The following is a 16498-nucleotide window of genomic DNA, read 5'->3' as shown; positions in this document are numbered from 1 at the left end:
TAAGGCATGAATTATTTTAAGATAATTCATGCCTTAGTTCATGTCACCAAACTCGATATTCTATAATGTGATCCATAAGTTGGATTCTTTGGCCACTGGCATCTCTAGTTATACTAATTTGTATTCCATATCTACCACTCTCTTCATAGCCATTTCTGACATTTAATGTTTTGTATCTATAGTTTGCATATCTAATATGCTGTAGAGATGGATAGTAACGATATTGATAAAATGCAGAAACAACGTCAACAAACATTGCTTGTGGTCCAATCTCAATTGAATTAAGAAGATTTTGTTTTGCCAGATTTTGCTTATCTGTTAAATCGTAAATTTTTAAATTAGGATTAGCTAAATCATAGCCGAGATCAGAAATTTGTTGTTTAGCATTTTCACTCAACTCATCTACAGTAACAAGTTGTTCATCTTTTATAGGATGAACAGGATATAATTCCGATGCAACTACAGCTTTTTCTCCAACACTTAGACCAATACCAACCAATAAACTTGTAAACAGTAACAAACAGATTTTTTTCATTAAAATTCACTCCTTATTATTTTTTACAAGCTTATTATTTGACTAGTTTAGTAATAAAGTAAAGACACAGTTTGTAGCATTTAGATGATACAAATGAGTTTTTAAATACTAATATTATTTCAAATATATATATTTCCATATACAAATGTATATTTTGGTAGTACAACGATATACAATAAAAATATCTTTGGTATAGTTAAATTATACAAATTTTTCATATTAAAGGAGGAACTTTATCAAATGGAAATGACAATTAAGCAATTAGCTGATGAACTGGGTGTAAATAAAAGAAAAATAATTTATAGAGTAAAAAAATTACCTCATAACTTATACACTAAAAGAAATAATGTCGTTTATATAACTGAAGAAGGAATCAAAAAAATTACAGATGAGATATCAAAAAATATGAGTTCAACACAAAAATCTGATAATGATACTGAAAAGAAAAATGATTATGAAAAAAGTTTAATTGAGCAACTAGAAATTAAAGATCAACAAATTAGGATACTTCAAAATGCATTAGAGACACAACAAAAATTACTAGATCAACAACAACAATTAAGTGCTGAAGATAAGATAGTAATAAAAGAGCTGCAATCTCAAATAGCATTAAATGAACCAATGAAAGAGTATTATTCTATTCATGAAAATAATAATGACAAAAAAAACAAAGAAATTAGAAAATGGTATCAATTTTGGATTCATAAAACAAATAACTAAAAATTTTGTAAACGTAAATAAATTCAACGGCGGTGAAGTTAACCTAGCATCAGAACACAACTTTTTCTTTTTTTGTTTATCTATCAATTAAACTCTTATGGTTTCGTTCCTACATCAGACTAGTTTTCTTATTTTGATTGTTCCTCTCAAAATAAAAACATTGACATATGCCAGAACTGTCTCTTACATTCTCAATGTACTATGAGTAAACCATGTTAAAAAATGGTCACTCGGCATATTTGGCAAGAGTATCTTAAACAAGTAGAAGAATTGTGTCACACAGAATTGAATCGTCGGATTTATAAATGATGGAAAGAAACAATTGAACGTGTCTTTGCAGATGCGAAAGAAAAGCATGGGTTACGGTAGACGAACTATCGCTCCTTAGAAAAAGTTGCCGTACACACAATGCTTACGTTTGTTGCCATGAATTAAAAAAATTAGCCACTTGGTTAAAAAAGGCAGAAAGCCTTTTTTTTGAGTAAAAACAAAAATAGAATGTATAATCGCTATGTTTTAGGATTATACATTCTATTTGTCTACAGTCTGAGCCTAGGAAATTTATTTTCCTAAGCTTTTTTTAGTTTTAAGGTCATGGCATTTAAGGCGACAACAATAGTACTAATTGACATCAAAATCGCTCCGAGAGCTGGACTTAATAAAATACCCATAGGAGCTAAAACTCCGGCAGCTAAGGGAATCGCAAGGATGTTGTAACCTGCGCCCCACCAAAGATTTTGAATCATTTTTTTTCGGGTTTCTTTGGCTAAATCTAAGAAATGTAAAATATCTTCAGGATTGCTATTGGTCAACACGACATCAGCAGAGTCAATTGCGACATCAGTCCCTGCACCAATCGCTACGCCAATGGTGGCACGTGCGAGACTAGGTGCATCATTAATTCCATCACCTACCATCATTACGCGGTTGCTCTTGTTCACCCATTCTGATACAATTCGCTCTTTGTCATCTGGGAGCAAACCTGCGTAATAATTTTTTATTCCTAAATAATTCGTCACATTTTTGGCAGCTTCTTCATTATCGCCTGTTAGCATGACTGGTTCGATGCCACGGCTTTGTAGATGAGCGATAAATTGTTTTGCCTCAGGTTTGATTTGATCACCTAATGCAATAAAAGCAATCAATTCATTTTCTATAACAAGGAAACTTAAGGTATTTCCTTGTTCTTGATAAGGTCGAATCAGGGAGGCAGTCACTGTTTTATCCATTCGTTGCAATTCTTTTTGATTAATAATTTTGATTGCTTTGCCTTCGACGGTGCCTGATAATCCCACACCGGAAATATTTTGTTCGTCTTGTGCAGTGTAAGGTTGAATTTCTTTTGTTTTTAAATAGTTCATAATTCCAGTTGCGATGGGGTGATTTGCAGAAGCCTCTAAGGCACCAATATATTTCAGAGCCGCTTCTTTAGAATAATTGCTATCGATCACTTCAACGCCAGTGACGGAAAATGTTCCTTGGGTTAACGTTCCTGTTTTATCCAAGAAAATCGTATCAATATCGTGAGCATTTTCAAGTGCATTCCGATTTTTTAACAATAAACCATTTTTTGCAGCAATCGAAGTAGAGCGAGCAACCACCAAAGGAATAGCTAAACCTAACGCATGCGGACAAGCAATAATCAAGACCGTCACCATGCGTTCTAACGCCATAGGTAAATCTGTAAGAGTCAACCAAATCACAAAGGCAAGCACGCCAACTGTCACAGCAATATAAAATAACCACTTAGCAACTTTATCCGATAGCGCTTCTAGCTGTGATTTTTCAGATTGGGCTTTTCTAACCATTTCCATGACTTGGGCTAAATAGCCATTCTCACCTGTTCCCGTTACTTGAATATGAATGGTTCCATCACCGTTTACAGAACCACCAATCACCCGATCACCGATTGTTTTTTTTACGCCTTTTGATTCACCCGTTACGGCGGATTCATCGACGATAGTTTGTCCTTTTAAGATACGTCCATCGGTAGGCATCTTATCTCCAGCACGAACAACTAAGGTATCGCCTTCGTGAATAGCTTGTAACGAAAGCCGTTCTTCTTGTCCATCTGTATGCAGTTTGGTCACTTCATCTGGTAAAAGCTCGGCTAATTTTTGTAAGGCATTACTAGCATTGGAAACGGCATTCATTTCAATCCAATGACCTAATAACATAATGACAATCAAACTTGCTAGTTCCCAGAAGAAATCCATAACATGTTGATGGAAAAAATTCGTAGCAATAAACGAGTAGAGACTATAGACATAAGAAACTGTAATCCCTAAGGAAATCAGTGTCATCATGGCAGGATTTTTTTGTTTGATTTCCATTTTAGCGCCACTTAAAAATGGTTGTCCACCATAGAAAAATAAAATGGTTGCTAAAACTAAGACGACCCATTCTGAACCAGGAAAGCTAAATTGAAACGGCAATTCCATACCCATCATTGGCGATAAAATAATAATCGGAATAGCTAAGATGAAGGAGAGCCAAAACTTTTGTTTAAAATTTCCCATATGCATAGAATGATCCATCTCATGCATATGTTGATGATCCATGTTTTCCATATTTTCCATATGACTTTTTTCATGGTGTGAATGATCCATGTGTTGGTGGTGCTTTTCATCGTGCATTAGAAACACTCCTTTATATTGTTTACTTTTGTAATCATTTGTAACTTCATTGTAGACTTGTAATTTTTTTGTGTCAAATAAAAGCCATCTAGGTTTTTTCCATAAAAACAACGGATGGAAAGCAATCATCAATGATGCGTTTCCATCCGTTATTTTTAGTTATTTATCGTCTTCTTTATGCGAAAAGTAGACTGCTAGTAAGTCATTAATGTACGATCTATCCGTTTTAGAAAGAAAACCTTGATCGTTGTAGAGAATTTGTACGTTTGAATCTAATAAATCATGAATATCAAATGGTGCTAATTGTGCAGAAGATACAGGTGGGGTGATACCTAATAAATAGTCTGTTGAAACACCGAAAATTTCTGCTAATAGTTTTAGTTCATCTGTGGTAATTTTTCGATAACCAGATTCAATTTTACTCATTGTAGACTTGCTTAAACCCATTTTTTCAGCGAGCTGTGTTTGTGTCCAATTTTTACTTTCTCTTAAATCAATGATGCGTTTCGAAAGCTCATTTGTCATGGTAAACATACGCTCCTTTCTCGGCTTAATTATGGCTTCATTTTAGCACCGTTGCGAAAAAAGCTACGGAATATTTATTAAAAAGAAACTAACTCTATTGACGTTTCTAAATGCGAAATATATAGTAAAAAAGAGAGGTGTTAGAAAAATGGAGGATGAGAAGGGTTATGTTGTTAATCTAGAGTTAATTAGGAAAACTCGCATTGAAAAAGGGTATTCATTGCAAAAAATGGTTAATTTAATCGAAATATTAGATAAAACAAAATACTACCGGCGCGAAAAAGGCTTGGTTAGCTTTAAGCCAGAAGAAATCCCGTTGATTGCATGTATTTTAGAAATACCGTTAGAGCAAATGTTTGTCAAAGTTTCTAAAAAGAAAAAAACGTTCACGAGGCTAAGAAATTAATTCATAAGAAAAATATTAAAAATAAATTTTGGATAGTGCGCAAGATTTAACAAATAAAATCTAATGTACTATCTTTTCGTATGCAAAAATTAGATGAAGCGAAGAATTATTTATAGAACGTTTATTAGAAAATGATTAATTTTAGATGTGTATACGGTTAAATTAAATGAGGTTATAACCGATAAAGATAGAGAATAATTAATAAAGAGAGGCGTGTTTGTGATGAATTTTAATTTAGACTCCCAACAAAAAGAGCTATTTTTTAATGCAATGTTCAAAGAATTAGCAGTTATCATTTTTAATATAGATAAAGAAGTCGTTTTTTCAAATGAAAAAATGGCAGGTGCCCTAGGATATACACCAGAGGAATTAATCAATGTTCGCCATCAAAATTTCTGTTTTGATGAGTATGTTGCTAGTAATGATTACCAAAATTTTTGGAATTCATTATTAATAGCTAAAAAAAGTTTTCAAGATAAGATTTTTCGTAAAAAGAAAAACGGTGAGTTAATTATTTTAGAAAGTGTTTATTTTCCAGTATTGGATGACCGTAAAAAAGTAATTAATGTGATCAAAATTGCCTTTGATATTACCAAAAGAGAAAGTCTGTTAACAACGACCATCAAAAAAGTGCAAGATAGTTCAGAAGCATTAACCGAAATTTCTATAGATGGTAATGAAAAGATTAGTATTTTAACCGATAATTTAAAAGAGGTGGATTCCTTATCAACCAATAATCAACTAGCTACCAAGATTTTGGAAGAAGATATAAAAAAATATCCGCTATTTTAACAGCGATTAATTCTGTGGCGCAACAAACTAAACTGCTGTCATTCAACGCTTCTTTAGAGGCAGCGCGTGTCGGCAGCAAAGCATCAGGTTTTAGTATTGTAGCGAGTGAGATGCAAAAGTTAGCCAATCAAACCAAGCAACTTACGCAAGACATCCACAACAATATCGAATCAATTAATGAACAATCCAGTAAAGTTTTGGAAAGTTCTACGTCAACCAATAATAAAATTAATGATTCTAAAGAGAACTTAGAAAGTCTTCTAGAATCATATAAAAAATTGCTTGAAACAGCCAATAGTCTAAATAATGAAGCCATCGCTTTACAAGATGTTAATTAGCGATTAATTCCACAAAAAAAGAGCGTTCACTGATTTTTAAAAGTGAACGCTCTTTTGCTTAAAATAAAAAAGTGCCCGTCAGTGGGGGCTGACGGGCAAGGAGTAAAAATGAAAAAGTGTTTTAGGGTTGTTTGTTGGTATGCTTATACTATAAAGAAGAGATGTGAAAAAAGTGTGATGAAAATATTTCGTTTTAGTTAAATTACTAAAACAACAAAAAAAGTAAAAAAAAGAGCCTGCCAGTGGGTAGCTGGCAGGCAAGGAGTTAAAAATGAAAAAGTGTTAGTTAGGGTTGTTTGTTGGTATACATATACTATAAATAATAAATGTGAATTATTTGTGATAAAAGTGTTTTAAAGTTATTAAAAATCCGCGAAAATAACTATTTTCGACCAACCAAGTACCAAATCATCCCAATGACAAAACCAATGAAAGCAGGTAAGACCCATCCCATGCCAATGGCGAACAAAGGAAGATATTCTTCGCCTAAATGGATCATCCATTGGGCAAAACTCGTGTTAGCTAAAAATTTTGGACTAGCATTTAAGCCATCGATAATTGAAGCGATTAACGTAAAATAAGTGGTCATTTGATAGACACGTGAATCATGCTTAAATAGTGGGCCGATAATTGCTAATAAAATTAACGTCATCGCTAATGGATATAAAAACATCAAGACTGGTGTAGAAAATTCAATGATTTTTGTTAAACCAATATTTGCAAATAAACAGGCCATTAAACTGACGCTAGTAGCAAAAAAGAGATAGTTTTGTTTGGGAAACAGTTCAATAAAAGTTTCTGAGAAGGCCGAGATGAGGCCAATCGCTGTTTTTAAGCAAGCAATAATAACAATTAAAGCTAATACAATGCTACCAAACGTTCCTAAATAATGTTGAGCAATTTGTGCGAGCGCAATACCGCCATTTTGACTTAGTTCAAAGGTCCCTAAACTCATTGTTCCCATATAAGACAAAAGACTATAAATAACACCCATTAATACAATGCTGATAGCACCCGATTTAATCGTATCAATTGCAATGGTTGCAGGTCGAGTGATTCCACGATGACGAATGGTAGTGACAATAATAATTCCAAATGCTAAAGAGGCTAAGGCGTCAAGCGTATTGTAACCTTCCACAAAGCCTTTAAAGAATGCGTTTGATTCATAAGCTACTTGAACTGGTGCACTATTAATCGCCCCCATTGGCTTAATAAAGGCCATCAATAATAAAATTCCTAATAAAAGTAAGAACAATGGATTTAAAAATTTTCCAATATAGTCCAATAATTTTGACGGTTTACGCGCAAACCACCACGCAGTAAAGAAAAACAATAGACTGAATAAAGCTAACACCATTGTTATTTGCTTTTCAGGTATAAAAGGAGCTAGCCCGATTTCAAAAGAAGTGGTGGCTAAACGAGGAAGCGCGAAAAAGGGACCGATAACTAAATAAAGTAAAATGGTAAAAATAAAGGCATATTTCTTATTAATTTTTGATGCTAAATCAAATAATCCATTGCTTTGGGAACTCCCAATAGCAATCACACCTAAAAAAGGTAAGCCAATTCCTGTTACTAAAAATCCTAAATTTGCAGCAAAAACATTTGCCCCTGCTTCTTGTCCCATATGAACAGGAAAAATTAAGTTACCTGCTCCAAAAAATAATCCAAATAACATGGAACCAATATAAAGATAATCTTTGAATATTAATTTTTTTTCCATAACAAACTCACTTTCTAAAAATACTAAAAAATTGCTGTCCTCAAAGTAACAAACTATATCCGAAATAGCAATTCATATTATTATTTTTTCAGTAAATACTCATGAAAAGAAGAAAGTATCTTCTACATAAAAACAAGACAAAAAATTCAAGCTATCAGTAGAGAATCTGTAATAGCTTGAATTTTTCTATAATGCTTTACAATAGACGGGGTTAATCGTTTAATACACGATGTAAAAACTCCTTGGTACGTACTTCTTTTGGATGAACAAAAATATCTTCAGGAGTACCTTCTTCGGCAATCACTCCTTTGTCCATGAAAATAACACGGTCAGAAACTTCTTTGGCAAAGCCCATTTCGTGGGTAACGATAACCATTGTTAACCCAGTTTCTGCTAAATCTTTCATGGTTTTTAATACTTCACCGACCATTTCTGGGTCAAGTGCAGACGTTGGTTCATCAAAAAGCATGACATCGGGGTTCATTGATAAGGCACGAGCGATGGCAACGCGTTGTTTTTGTCCACCAGATAGTTGGGCAGGTTTAGCTGAAACAAAACGGTCCATGCCGACTTTTTTTAAGTTTTCTAAAGCAATTTGTTTTGCTTCTTCACGATTACGTTTTAAGACAGTTACTTGTCCTGTTACACAATTTTCTAAAACATCCATATTATTAAATAAATTGAATGACTGGAAAACCATCCCTAAATGTGTTCGGTATTTTGATAAACTGTAGCCTTTTGCTAAGACATTTTCACCTTTATATAAAATTTCACCACTTGTTGGTTTTTCTAATAAGTTGATGCAACGCAATAATGTTGATTTTCCTGATCCAGAAGAACCAATGATGGTTAACACTTCGCCTTTATTGACAGTTGCATTAATATCTTTTAATACTTCATTTGAGCCAAAGCTTTTCTTTAAATGATTAATTTCGATAATTGCTGACATATTGGTTCCTCCTTATTGTTTGCTTTCTTCAGTTTCTTCTAAACGAACATACGCAGAAGGACCGTCCATTCTCTTCTCCATTAAGCGCAGTAGACGAGTGGCAGTAATGGTTAAGACAAGGTAAATGGCACCGATAATGGTAAATGTTTGGAAGAACAATAAATTAGTTCCGGCAGCAGCAGATCCTTGATAGAACAAATCCCCTACACTGATAACACTTAAAACAGCGGTATCTTTAATGTTAATGACTGTTTCATTTCCGATAGCAGGTAAAATGTTACGGATAACTTGTGGCAATACAACTTTGGTCATGGTTTGACGATGTGTCATCCCAATTGCTTGTGCAGCTTCGAATTGTCCTTTATCAACAGCGAAAATTCCGCCACGCACGATTTCAGACATGTATGCTCCTGTATTAATAGAAACAATTAGTAAGGCAGCAATCGTACGATTTAAGTCAATTTGAAAAGCCAGTGCTAAACCATAGAAGATAACCATTGCTTGCACCATCATTGGTGTGCCACGGAAAACTTCAATATAGATTGTTAAAATCCAGTTGATAATTTTTTGGCAGAAACGTGCAACAGGATTATCTGATTCAGGTAACGTACGGAAAACACCGACTAATAAACCAATTAAAGTACCGGCAATGGTTGAGAAAATCGCAATAAAGACGGTGACTCCTGCACCACGCAAGAATAATCCACCATATTGCGTAATAATATTTTTAAAAACTTGAACAAGACCTAACTCTTCTTCATCTGAGGCGGAAGGTTGATTTGCTACCGCATCATCCATGATTTTATTGCGCTCGTCTTGAGAAATCGTTGCTAAGACTTCATTGACTTTAGCAATCATTTCATCATTTTTGCGCATCCCCACCGCTACTTGAACATCTTCTGGATTTGTTTGGAATCCTTGCTCTTCAGAAAACTCAAGCATTTTAAAGTTTTTATTTACGTTAGCTGCAGTGACACCTTCTGGACGTTCACTGACATAACCATCAATGACTCCGGAAGACAACGCCACACGCATAGCTGAAAAGTTTTGTTGGGCTTGTTGTTTTTCAACGCCAGGAATTTGGTCAATTACACTATAATGAAAAGTATTTAATTGTGCAGTTACTTTGGCGCCTTCTAAATCAGTTAAACTTTGCGCATCGGCATATTTGCCATCTTTTTGAACCACCACAACTAAATGTGATTCATAATAGGGATCGGTAAAAGAAATTTCTTTACGACGTTCCTCGGTAGGTGACATCCCTGCCACGATGGCATCAATTTTATTGGAGTTTAATGCAGGTACGAGACCATCCCATTGAATAGCCACAACTTCTAATTTTTTTCCTAATCCGTCAGCAATTCGTTTGGCAATTTCAACGTCGTACCCACCGACGTATGTATTTTTTTCGCCACTTTTAGGTACAGCACCGTGTGCATCTGTTGTTTGCGTCCAGTTAAATGGCGCATACGCTGCTTCCATTCCAACACGGAAAGTATCTTCGTCATCGGCAAAACTTGTTGGTGTTATTCCCAAAAATAACGTTGCTATAAATGAAAATAAGACAAGTAAGGTTGCTTTCTTTTTCATAATAAATCCTCTTTTCTTTTTTACGAGCACGCCAACGAAAAATAAAAAACAGCCGCACTCCATTATTGGAAAACGGCTGTTGGACTATTTTGTCAACAAACTTCTCACAAAAACATAGCGCATCTTAGCTGTTGCTAAGACAGTTCGCAAATTATTCACTTGCGACCCAACAGTTCTTTTAAGCAAAAAAAGACTGTTTCGGCGATGTTCCCTAGTTCTGTTTCTATGTGTTGCTTCACTCCACAGAGTTAATGAACCTCGCGACCTCTACCTCGTTGAAGGTATCTCGTATTCAATTTTGATTCTTGGAAAATTCTAGAAGAAATCACACGATTTGTCAACTAAAAGCTTAAGCCGCTTTTAGTTTTGGTTCCCGTCCAAGAACTGCTTGAATTACAGTTAAGCCAAGCAAAACAGCTAAAACTAAATAAATTAAACTTGAGTATTGAGTCACGCCAAAGCCCCATGTACGATAAATCACTAATGAAACTGCTTGAATAATCGCCACAACTACATTAAAGAATGCAAACGCCCATAGGTTTCCATTTTCTTTGCGAGATAGGTAAAAAATTGAAAACCATACACTTAAAATAGCCCAAGCAATACAAACAAAAATAATCGCCCAATAAATAATAGATGCTAACATGTCATTTTCACCTCACTTTTTCTTTATACAATCACGTTTTATTTTAGCACGTTTTTACAAGAGTGTCATGAAAAAATCGCAAATAATTGTGGAATTTGTGAAAAAATGTGAAAAATAAATCCTAACTAAAAATTCAGTAGCAGGATACTTTTTCGAAAAAAAGCACTAGAATTAACTGAAAAAGTTTTTTTATACGCATAATACACGTATAATATGTTACGAGGTGATAAACGTGAATTATTGCAGCCGTCAAGAAGCAAAAAAACAAATTCTAGATGCTCGCTCACTGACTTTTTTAACAGGTGCGGGTATTTCAACACCCTCAGGTATTCCTGACTATCGTTCGTTGAAAGGTGTTTATCAAGGAATGGACGCACCAGAGTATTTACTAAGTCGTGAATGTCTGGAAAATGAACCACAAAAATTTTACGATTTTGTTATGCAGTTGTATCATCCGACTGCTAAACCGAATATCATTCACCAGAAGATTGCGATGCTATCTAACGAAAAAGACGTACATGTGGTAACGCAAAATATCGACGGTCTTCACGAAAAGGCGGGGACGCCACACTGTACGAATTTTCATGGCACGTTATATGCTTGTACTTGTCATAAATGTGGAGAAGCAGTGGCTTGGCAGTCGTATATTCAATCAGATTGTCATGCAGTGTGTGGCGGTCAAATTCGTCCAAATGTTGTATTGTACGGTGAGGGGTTTCAAGAAACGATAGTGCAAAAGGCGATGCAAGCTGTCGCTCAAGCAGATTTATTGGTGATTGTAGGGACGTCTTTTCAGGTGCACCCATTTTGCGATTTGATTCATTATAAAAAAGCTTCGGCTGATTGTTTAGTCATTAATCAAACGGAGATTTATTTACCGATTTCGCATCATTTATTACAAGAAGATGCGAGTCACGTTTTTGCTGAACTTTAATTATAGGAGGAACTAGAATGACGTTTCGTAGTGAAAAAGAAAAAATGATTGCCGGAGAATTGTATTTTTCAGGTGATCCAGAATTAGCAGCTGATCGCAAATTTGCAAGAGAACAAATGCGCTTGATTAATCAAGAAGTGGATTCAGAAATTCGCGGACAATTGTTAAAAGAAACATTTGGTCACGTCGCTAATCGTGCATACGTAGAACCCAATTTACGTTTTGATTATGGATATAATATTTTTGTTGGGAAAAACTTCTATGCCAATTATGATTGTGTGATGTTAGATATTTGTCCGATTCGAATTGGTGATAACTGTATGTTTGCACCAAATGTACAATTATATACAGCTTCACATCCCTTACATCCTGTGAAGCGCAACAGTGGATTAGAAGATGGTTCACCGATTACGATTGGTGACAATGTTTGGATTGGTGGAAGTTCGGTTATTATTCCAGGAGTAACATTAGGTGATAATGTCGTGGTTGGTGCGGGGAGTGTTGTGACCAAATCATTTCCAGATAATGTCGTCATTGCAGGAAATCCAGCACGTGTGATTAAAGAAATTGAATTAGAACCAAACACGCTGACACCTTTAGCAAAAGAACGTCAAAAAATTGATCGCATTGATAAACAAATCGCGCAATTATTAGAAGAGCGCATGAATGTTGTCGCAGAAATTGCCCATATTAAAAAAGAAACAAAAACATCTGTATTGGACAATTCACGTGAAGAACGGGTGTTAGAACAAGTGCGCGAGTATGTAGAGAATCAAGATTACGCAGATACGATTGTTGAGACGTTTAAAGATGTCATGAAACATTCGCGAACATATCAAAATCGTCAATTGGAGGAATAGAGATGGAAGGAACGAAACGCCGTCAGCTTATTCTAGAACAATTGGCGCAAAGCACCCAACCAATCAGTGCGAGTCGTTTCGCTAAAGAATTCGGTGTGAGTCGTCAAATTATCGTAGGAGATATTGCGTTATTACGCGCAGCGGGTGAAGAAATTATTGCTACTGCTCGTGGATATAAAAGAGAGAAAATAAATCACGCGAAAGAAAGCAAGATTGCGGTACAGCATAATGAAGAACAGACACAAGAAGAGCTAGAAACGATTGTGGCGCTTGGTGGCGAAGTTCTAGATGTGATTGTCGAACATGAATTATATGGAGAACTAGTCGGACAGTTACAAATTAGCAGCCAACAAGATGTCGAAATATTCATGAAAAATTATAAAAAAACAAATGCTAGTTTGCTTTCAAAATTAACGAGTGGGATTCATTTGCATACAATTCGTTATAAAAATGAAGAAATGTTCGAAGATATCAAAAAGGCACTTGCTGAAAAAGGAATCTTGTATCAACAGTAAAAAAATGAATCACGGCTGTTGACATTTGCTTTTGGATACTGTAAATTAATCACATCAAGTAATAAATATAAACATTTCTTATGAGAAGGAAAGTAAACTTGGATGCTTTGTAGAGAGACTCTGGTTGGTGAAAAGAGTCAAGTTCAGAAGAGTTGAAAATGGCCTTGGAGGAAAGAATATCGATAGGTAGGTATTCTCGGAGCGTTCTACCGTTAAAAGGAACACCAATTTTTCTAAATAGAAATGTTGGATTGAGGGAAGGCAACTTCCGAACAAAGGTGGTAACACGATTTATTCGTCCTTTTGCTAGTTTAACTAGTAAAAGGACTTTTTTTATACACTTTATACAAAGACATGGTAAGTAAAAAAGCAGATAACTTTAATCAGAGAGCTTCGGTAGCTGAAAAGAAGCAAAGAGATCATTTTTGAAAATGGCCATCGAGTATTCAATGTCGAGCAAATAACCGTTTGTAAGGAATTGACGGAGCAACCGTTACATTGCACGAGTATAGTCATGCTATACTTACAGAGAAGCTGAGTATTCAGCTAAAACTGAGGTGGTACCACGCAAAAAAGCGTCCTCAAGAAAATAAACAATAGCGTTATTTTCTTGAGGATGCTTTTTTTATATCAGAGGCGACCATCAAGAAATCGAGGAAAATAGGAGGAAAAATAATGATTGATTTAAAAGATATTTCTGTAACCTTTACGCAAGGAAATCGTGAAATTCATGCAGTTAAAAATGTTAATTTACATGTAGATAAAGGGGATGTTTACGGCATAGTTGGTTATTCTGGTGCCGGCAAAAGTACATTAGTACGTGTTATTAATTTACTGCAACGTCCAACAAGTGGACTAGTGGAAATTAATGGGACGGAATTTACTAAATTAACAGCCAAAGAATTGCGTGCAAAAAGAAAATCAATTGGTATGATTTTCCAGCACTTTAACCTAATGAAAAGCCGCTCCATTTTTGACAACGTTGATTTCTCTTTGAAGTATTCAGGAAAAACGAAACAGGAACGTCGTCAAAAAGTAACGGAACTACTTGAATTAGTCGGCTTGTCAGATAAAGTGGATGCTTACCCAAGTCAATTATCTGGGGGACAAAAACAACGGGTGGCGATTGCCAGAGCGTTAGCCAATGATCCAGAAATTTTACTTTGTGATGAAGCAACTAGTGCTTTGGATCCAAAAACAACCTTACAAATTTTAGCTTTGTTACGAGAATTAAATAAAAAATTAGGGTTAACTATTGTCTTAATTACCCATGAAATGCAAGTGGTAAAAGAAATTTGTAATAAAGTTGCTGTCATGGAAGACGGTGAAGTAATTGAGCAAGGCGATAGTGTTCAAATTTTCAGCAGTCCACAAAAACCACTGACGAAGGACTTTATTCGTACAGCAACACATATCGATCAAGCGTTAGAAACCATTTTAAGTAGTGAAAGTTTCTCTCACTTAGAAGAAAATGAATGGTTAGTTGAACTATCTTATGTAGGAGACTCAACTAGTGAACCATTAATTGCGAAATTATTCCGTGATTATCAATTGACTACAAATATTCTATATGGAAATGTTGAAATTATTCAAGATGTGCCACTTGGAAGCTTAGTTGTCACGTTAGCTGGTGATTTAGAACAACGATACAAAGCGTTTGATTTCTTAATTTCAGAGGGCGTAACAGTTAATATTTTGAAAAAAGCAGAAGAACATACAGCAACTGTAAGGGGAGGTATCTAGGATGCAAGCTTTATTAGAAAAATATTTACCAAATGTGATTCAAATTCCTAATGAATTTGTCCAAGCAACAATTGATACGTTATACATGTCATTTTTTACTTCAATCGTTTCAGGTGTACTAGGTATTTTCTTTGGGGTTATTTTAGTGGTGACGCGTCAAGGGGGAATTTTAGAAAATCTATTTATCTTTAATGTTTTAGATAAAATTGTCAATATTGTTCGTTCAATTCCATTTATCATTTTGCTCTCTTTATTAGTAGGAGTAACTCGCTTGATTGTGGGAACATCCATTGGCGCAACTGCCGCATTAGTACCATTGATTGTCGGAGTCGTACCATTTTTTGCTCGTCAAGTGGAGATTGCTTTATTAGAAGTTGATCCTGGGGTCATTGAGGCAGCAGAAGCGATGGGGACGAGTCCAATAGGTATTATCTTCCGAGTTTATTTATTGGAAGGTCTACCAGGAATTATTCGTGTATCAGCATTAACAATTATCAACGTAATTGGTTTAACAGCGATGGCCGGAGCGGTTGGAGCTGGTGGTCTAGGAAGCTTAGCCGTTACGCGTGGATACAATCGTTTTCAAACAGATGTTACCTGGGTTGCGATGATTATCATCTTAATTCTAGTGTTCATCAGCCAAGCAGTAAGTAATTGGATTATTAAAAAAATTAGTCATTAATTGATAAAATGGGGGAATTCAAATGAAGAAATGGTTGAAATTAACAACAGCAGCTTTAGCAGTATTAGCATTTGCAGCAGGATGTAGTAGTCCAGCAAGTACCGAAGAAAGTGCGAGCAGTGAAAGTACTAAACAAGAAGAAGTGACAGTTAAATTAGGTTTAATCGGCGCGGATACTGATGTTTGGGATAGCGTGAAAGATCGTTTGAAAGATGAAGGAATTAATTTAGAGTATGTTCAATTTACGGAATATAGTCAACCAAATACGGCATTAGCCAATGGTGATATTGATTTGAACTCTTTCCAACATCAATATTTCTTAGATAATTTCAATGCAGAACATGGAACAAACTTAGTTTCAATTGGAAATACAGTGAATGCACCATTGGGTATTTACTCTGAAAAAATTGAAGATATTACTGAATTAAAAGATGGTGCGAAAGTTGCGATTCCAAATGATGTAACGAATGGTGGACGTGCATTGTTATTACTACAAACAGCAGGTTTAATCAAAGTGGATGAAGCAGCCAAACAAGCTCCAACAGTTTCCGACATTACTGAAAATTCGAAAAACTTAGATATTACTGAATTAGAAGCGTCACAAACAGCACGAGCATTACAAGATGTTGATATTTCAGTAATCAATAGCGGAATGGCCGTAGACGCTGGTTTCATTCCATCCGAAGATGCGATCTACTTAGAGCCAGTAGATGACACGTCACGTCCATACGTAAATATCATTGCGACACGTGAAGAAGATGCTGACAATGACGTGTACAAAAAAGTGGTTGCAGCTTATCAAACCGAAGAAACAGCCAAAGTTATTGAAGAAACATCAAAAGGTTCAAGCATTCCAGCTTGGGAAACATTTGGTACAAAATAAAAAAGGAACTAGTCTACTTAG

17 protein-coding genes, 1 pseudogene, 1 riboswitch and 2 other annotated features are annotated in these 16498 nt (G+C 35.2%); of the genes and pseudogenes, 11 read left to right on the top strand and 7 right to left on the bottom strand.

Annotated elements, in window-relative coordinates; translation table 11 throughout:
* Nucleotides 1-43 precede the first annotated feature (43 nt).
* Nucleotides 44-535 carry a hypothetical protein gene (locus tag DOK78_RS00435; RefSeq protein ID WP_207871690.1) on the bottom strand — a complete coding sequence of 164 codons (492 nt, stop codon included), beginning with the start codon at nt 533-535 and terminating at the stop codon, nt 44-46.
* Between the two features lie 240 nt (nt 536-775).
* Between DOK78_RS00435 and DOK78_RS00430 the strand changes: the two genes are divergently transcribed.
* A complete protein-coding gene (locus DOK78_RS00430) occupies nt 776-1255 on the top strand; it encodes a DNA-binding protein (RefSeq protein ID WP_207871689.1) in 480 nt (159 codons plus the stop codon).
* A gap of 165 nt (nt 1256-1420) precedes the next feature.
* Nucleotides 1421-1707, top strand: a pseudogene (locus DOK78_RS00425) (transposase); the annotation flags it as partial.
* Between the two features lie 117 nt (nt 1708-1824).
* On the opposite strand, the gene DOK78_RS00420 reads toward DOK78_RS00425, so the two are convergent.
* Both DOK78_RS00420 and DOK78_RS00415 read right to left on the bottom strand, forming a co-directional pair.
* A complete protein-coding gene (locus DOK78_RS00420; protein WP_243430368.1) occupies nt 1825-3891 on the bottom strand; it encodes a heavy metal translocating P-type ATPase in 2067 nt (688 codons plus the stop codon).
* A gap of 159 nt (nt 3892-4050) precedes the next feature.
* The gene (locus DOK78_RS00415; RefSeq protein ID WP_207871688.1) at nt 4051-4416 is read right to left on the bottom strand and encodes a helix-turn-helix domain-containing protein; all 366 of its coding nucleotides are present in this window, start codon (nt 4414-4416) and stop codon (nt 4051-4053) included.
* Nucleotides 4417-4564: 148 nt separating this feature from the next.
* Between DOK78_RS00415 and DOK78_RS00410 the strand changes: the two genes are divergently transcribed.
* The 3 genes from DOK78_RS00410 (at nt 4565) to DOK78_RS00400 (ending at nt 5952) form a co-directional block, all read left to right on the top strand.
* On the top strand, nt 4565-4822 hold the full coding sequence (locus tag DOK78_RS00410) for an XRE family transcriptional regulator (protein ID WP_207871687.1): 258 nt from the start codon (nt 4565-4567) through the stop codon (nt 4820-4822).
* 222 nt (nt 4823-5044) lie between these two features.
* Entirely contained in the window at nt 5045-5614 is a 570-nt protein-coding gene (locus DOK78_RS00405) for a PAS domain-containing protein (protein ID WP_339076306.1), read from the top strand.
* A 14-nt stretch (nt 5615-5628) separates the two neighbouring features.
* Complete coding sequence (locus DOK78_RS00400) at nt 5629-5952, top strand: methyl-accepting chemotaxis protein (protein WP_339076305.1); 324 nt, start codon at nt 5629-5631, stop codon at nt 5950-5952.
* Nucleotides 5953-6334: 382 nt separating this feature from the next.
* Here DOK78_RS00400 and brnQ read toward each other — a convergent pair whose 3' ends face one another.
* The 4 genes from brnQ to DOK78_RS00380 all read right to left on the bottom strand — a co-directional run bounded on the left by brnQ (nt 6335) and on the right by DOK78_RS00380 (nt 10860).
* Nucleotides 6335-7675 (bottom strand): branched-chain amino acid transport system II carrier protein, encoded by a 1341-nt coding sequence (brnQ, locus tag DOK78_RS00395; protein ID WP_207871685.1) that lies wholly within the window; start codon nt 7673-7675, stop codon nt 6335-6337.
* Between the two features lie 211 nt (nt 7676-7886).
* Nucleotides 7887-8624 (bottom strand): amino acid ABC transporter ATP-binding protein, encoded by a 738-nt coding sequence (locus tag DOK78_RS00390; protein WP_207871684.1) that lies wholly within the window; start codon nt 8622-8624, stop codon nt 7887-7889.
* Between the two features lie 12 nt (nt 8625-8636).
* Nucleotides 8637-10214 carry an ABC transporter permease subunit gene (locus DOK78_RS00385; protein ID WP_207871683.1) on the bottom strand — a complete coding sequence of 526 codons (1578 nt, stop codon included), beginning with the start codon at nt 10212-10214 and terminating at the stop codon, nt 8637-8639.
* A 107-nt stretch (nt 10215-10321) separates the two neighbouring features.
* Nucleotides 10322-10492: riboswitch (Lysine riboswitch) on the bottom strand.
* A gap of 71 nt (nt 10493-10563) precedes the next feature.
* Nucleotides 10564-10860: a hypothetical protein gene (locus DOK78_RS00380; protein ID WP_207871682.1), complete on the bottom strand. Its 297-nt coding sequence runs from the start codon at nt 10858-10860 to the stop codon at nt 10564-10566.
* 232 nt (nt 10861-11092) lie between these two features.
* Between DOK78_RS00380 and DOK78_RS00375 the strand changes: the two genes are divergently transcribed.
* From DOK78_RS00375 to DOK78_RS00350, 6 genes are all read left to right on the top strand, one after another.
* The gene (locus DOK78_RS00375) at nt 11093-11794 is read left to right on the top strand and encodes an NAD-dependent protein deacylase (RefSeq protein WP_207871681.1); all 702 of its coding nucleotides are present in this window, start codon (nt 11093-11095) and stop codon (nt 11792-11794) included.
* Between the two features lie 17 nt (nt 11795-11811).
* Complete coding sequence (locus DOK78_RS00370; RefSeq protein WP_207871680.1) at nt 11812-12654, top strand: chorismate mutase; 843 nt, start codon at nt 11812-11814, stop codon at nt 12652-12654.
* A 2-nt stretch (nt 12655-12656) separates the two neighbouring features.
* Complete coding sequence (locus DOK78_RS00365; protein WP_207871679.1) at nt 12657-13169, top strand: transcription repressor NadR; 513 nt, start codon at nt 12657-12659, stop codon at nt 13167-13169.
* Between the two features lie 71 nt (nt 13170-13240).
* Nucleotides 13241-13475, top strand: a binding site (T-box leader).
* A 34-nt stretch (nt 13476-13509) separates the two neighbouring features.
* Nucleotides 13510-13755: a binding site (T-box leader), on the top strand.
* A gap of 89 nt (nt 13756-13844) precedes the next feature.
* Entirely contained in the window at nt 13845-14912 is a 1068-nt protein-coding gene (locus DOK78_RS00360) for a methionine ABC transporter ATP-binding protein (protein ID WP_207871678.1), read from the top strand.
* A gap of 1 nt (nt 14913) precedes the next feature.
* Entirely contained in the window at nt 14914-15594 is a 681-nt protein-coding gene (locus tag DOK78_RS00355; RefSeq protein WP_207871677.1) for a methionine ABC transporter permease, read from the top strand.
* Nucleotides 15595-15616: 22 nt separating this feature from the next.
* A complete protein-coding gene (locus DOK78_RS00350) occupies nt 15617-16477 on the top strand; it encodes a MetQ/NlpA family ABC transporter substrate-binding protein (RefSeq protein ID WP_207871676.1) in 861 nt (286 codons plus the stop codon).
* The last annotated feature ends 21 nt before the right edge of the window (nt 16478-16498 follow it).

Source organism: Enterococcus sp. DIV2402 (genome assembly GCF_017426705.2).
Classification (GTDB): domain Bacteria; phylum Bacillota; class Bacilli; order Lactobacillales; family Enterococcaceae; genus Enterococcus_F; species Enterococcus_F lowellii.
The sequence above is the reverse complement of the archived record's forward strand: the minus strand, read 5'-3'. Positions and strand labels throughout refer to the sequence as shown.

Bases quoted from the DNA above. Each gene is read 5' to 3' on its own strand.
- DOK78_RS00410 (WP_207871687.1), top strand. From the start codon at position 4,565: ATGGAGGATGAGAAGGGTTATGTTGTTAATCTAGAGTTAATTAGGAAA.
- DOK78_RS00430 (WP_207871689.1), top strand. From the start codon at position 776: ATGGAAATGACAATTAAGCAATTAGCTGATGAACTGGGTGTAAATAAA.
- DOK78_RS00360 (WP_207871678.1), top strand. From the start codon at position 13,845: ATGATTGATTTAAAAGATATTTCTGTAACCTTTACGCAAGGAAATCGT.
- DOK78_RS00355 (WP_207871677.1), top strand. From the start codon at position 14,914: ATGCAAGCTTTATTAGAAAAATATTTACCAAATGTGATTCAAATTCCT.
- DOK78_RS00365 (WP_207871679.1), top strand. From the start codon at position 12,657: ATGGAAGGAACGAAACGCCGTCAGCTTATTCTAGAACAATTGGCGCAA.
- DOK78_RS00380 (WP_207871682.1), bottom strand. From the start codon at position 10,860: ATGTTAGCATCTATTATTTATTGGGCGATTATTTTTGTTTGTATTGCT.
- DOK78_RS00350 (WP_207871676.1), top strand. From the start codon at position 15,617: ATGAAGAAATGGTTGAAATTAACAACAGCAGCTTTAGCAGTATTAGCA.
- brnQ (WP_207871685.1), bottom strand. From the start codon at position 7,675: ATGGAAAAAAAATTAATATTCAAAGATTATCTTTATATTGGTTCCATG.
- DOK78_RS00370 (WP_207871680.1), top strand. From the start codon at position 11,812: ATGACGTTTCGTAGTGAAAAAGAAAAAATGATTGCCGGAGAATTGTAT.
- DOK78_RS00390 (WP_207871684.1), bottom strand. From the start codon at position 8,624: ATGTCAGCAATTATCGAAATTAATCATTTAAAGAAAAGCTTTGGCTCA.
- DOK78_RS00420 (WP_243430368.1), bottom strand. From the start codon at position 3,891: ATGCACGATGAAAAGCACCACCAACACATGGATCATTCACACCATGAA.
- DOK78_RS00385 (WP_207871683.1), bottom strand. From the start codon at position 10,214: ATGAAAAAGAAAGCAACCTTACTTGTCTTATTTTCATTTATAGCAACG.
- DOK78_RS00405 (WP_339076306.1), top strand. From the start codon at position 5,045: ATGAATTTTAATTTAGACTCCCAACAAAAAGAGCTATTTTTTAATGCA.
- DOK78_RS00415 (WP_207871688.1), bottom strand. From the start codon at position 4,416: ATGACAAATGAGCTTTCGAAACGCATCATTGATTTAAGAGAAAGTAAA.
- DOK78_RS00435 (WP_207871690.1), bottom strand. From the start codon at position 535: ATGAAAAAAATCTGTTTGTTACTGTTTACAAGTTTATTGGTTGGTATT.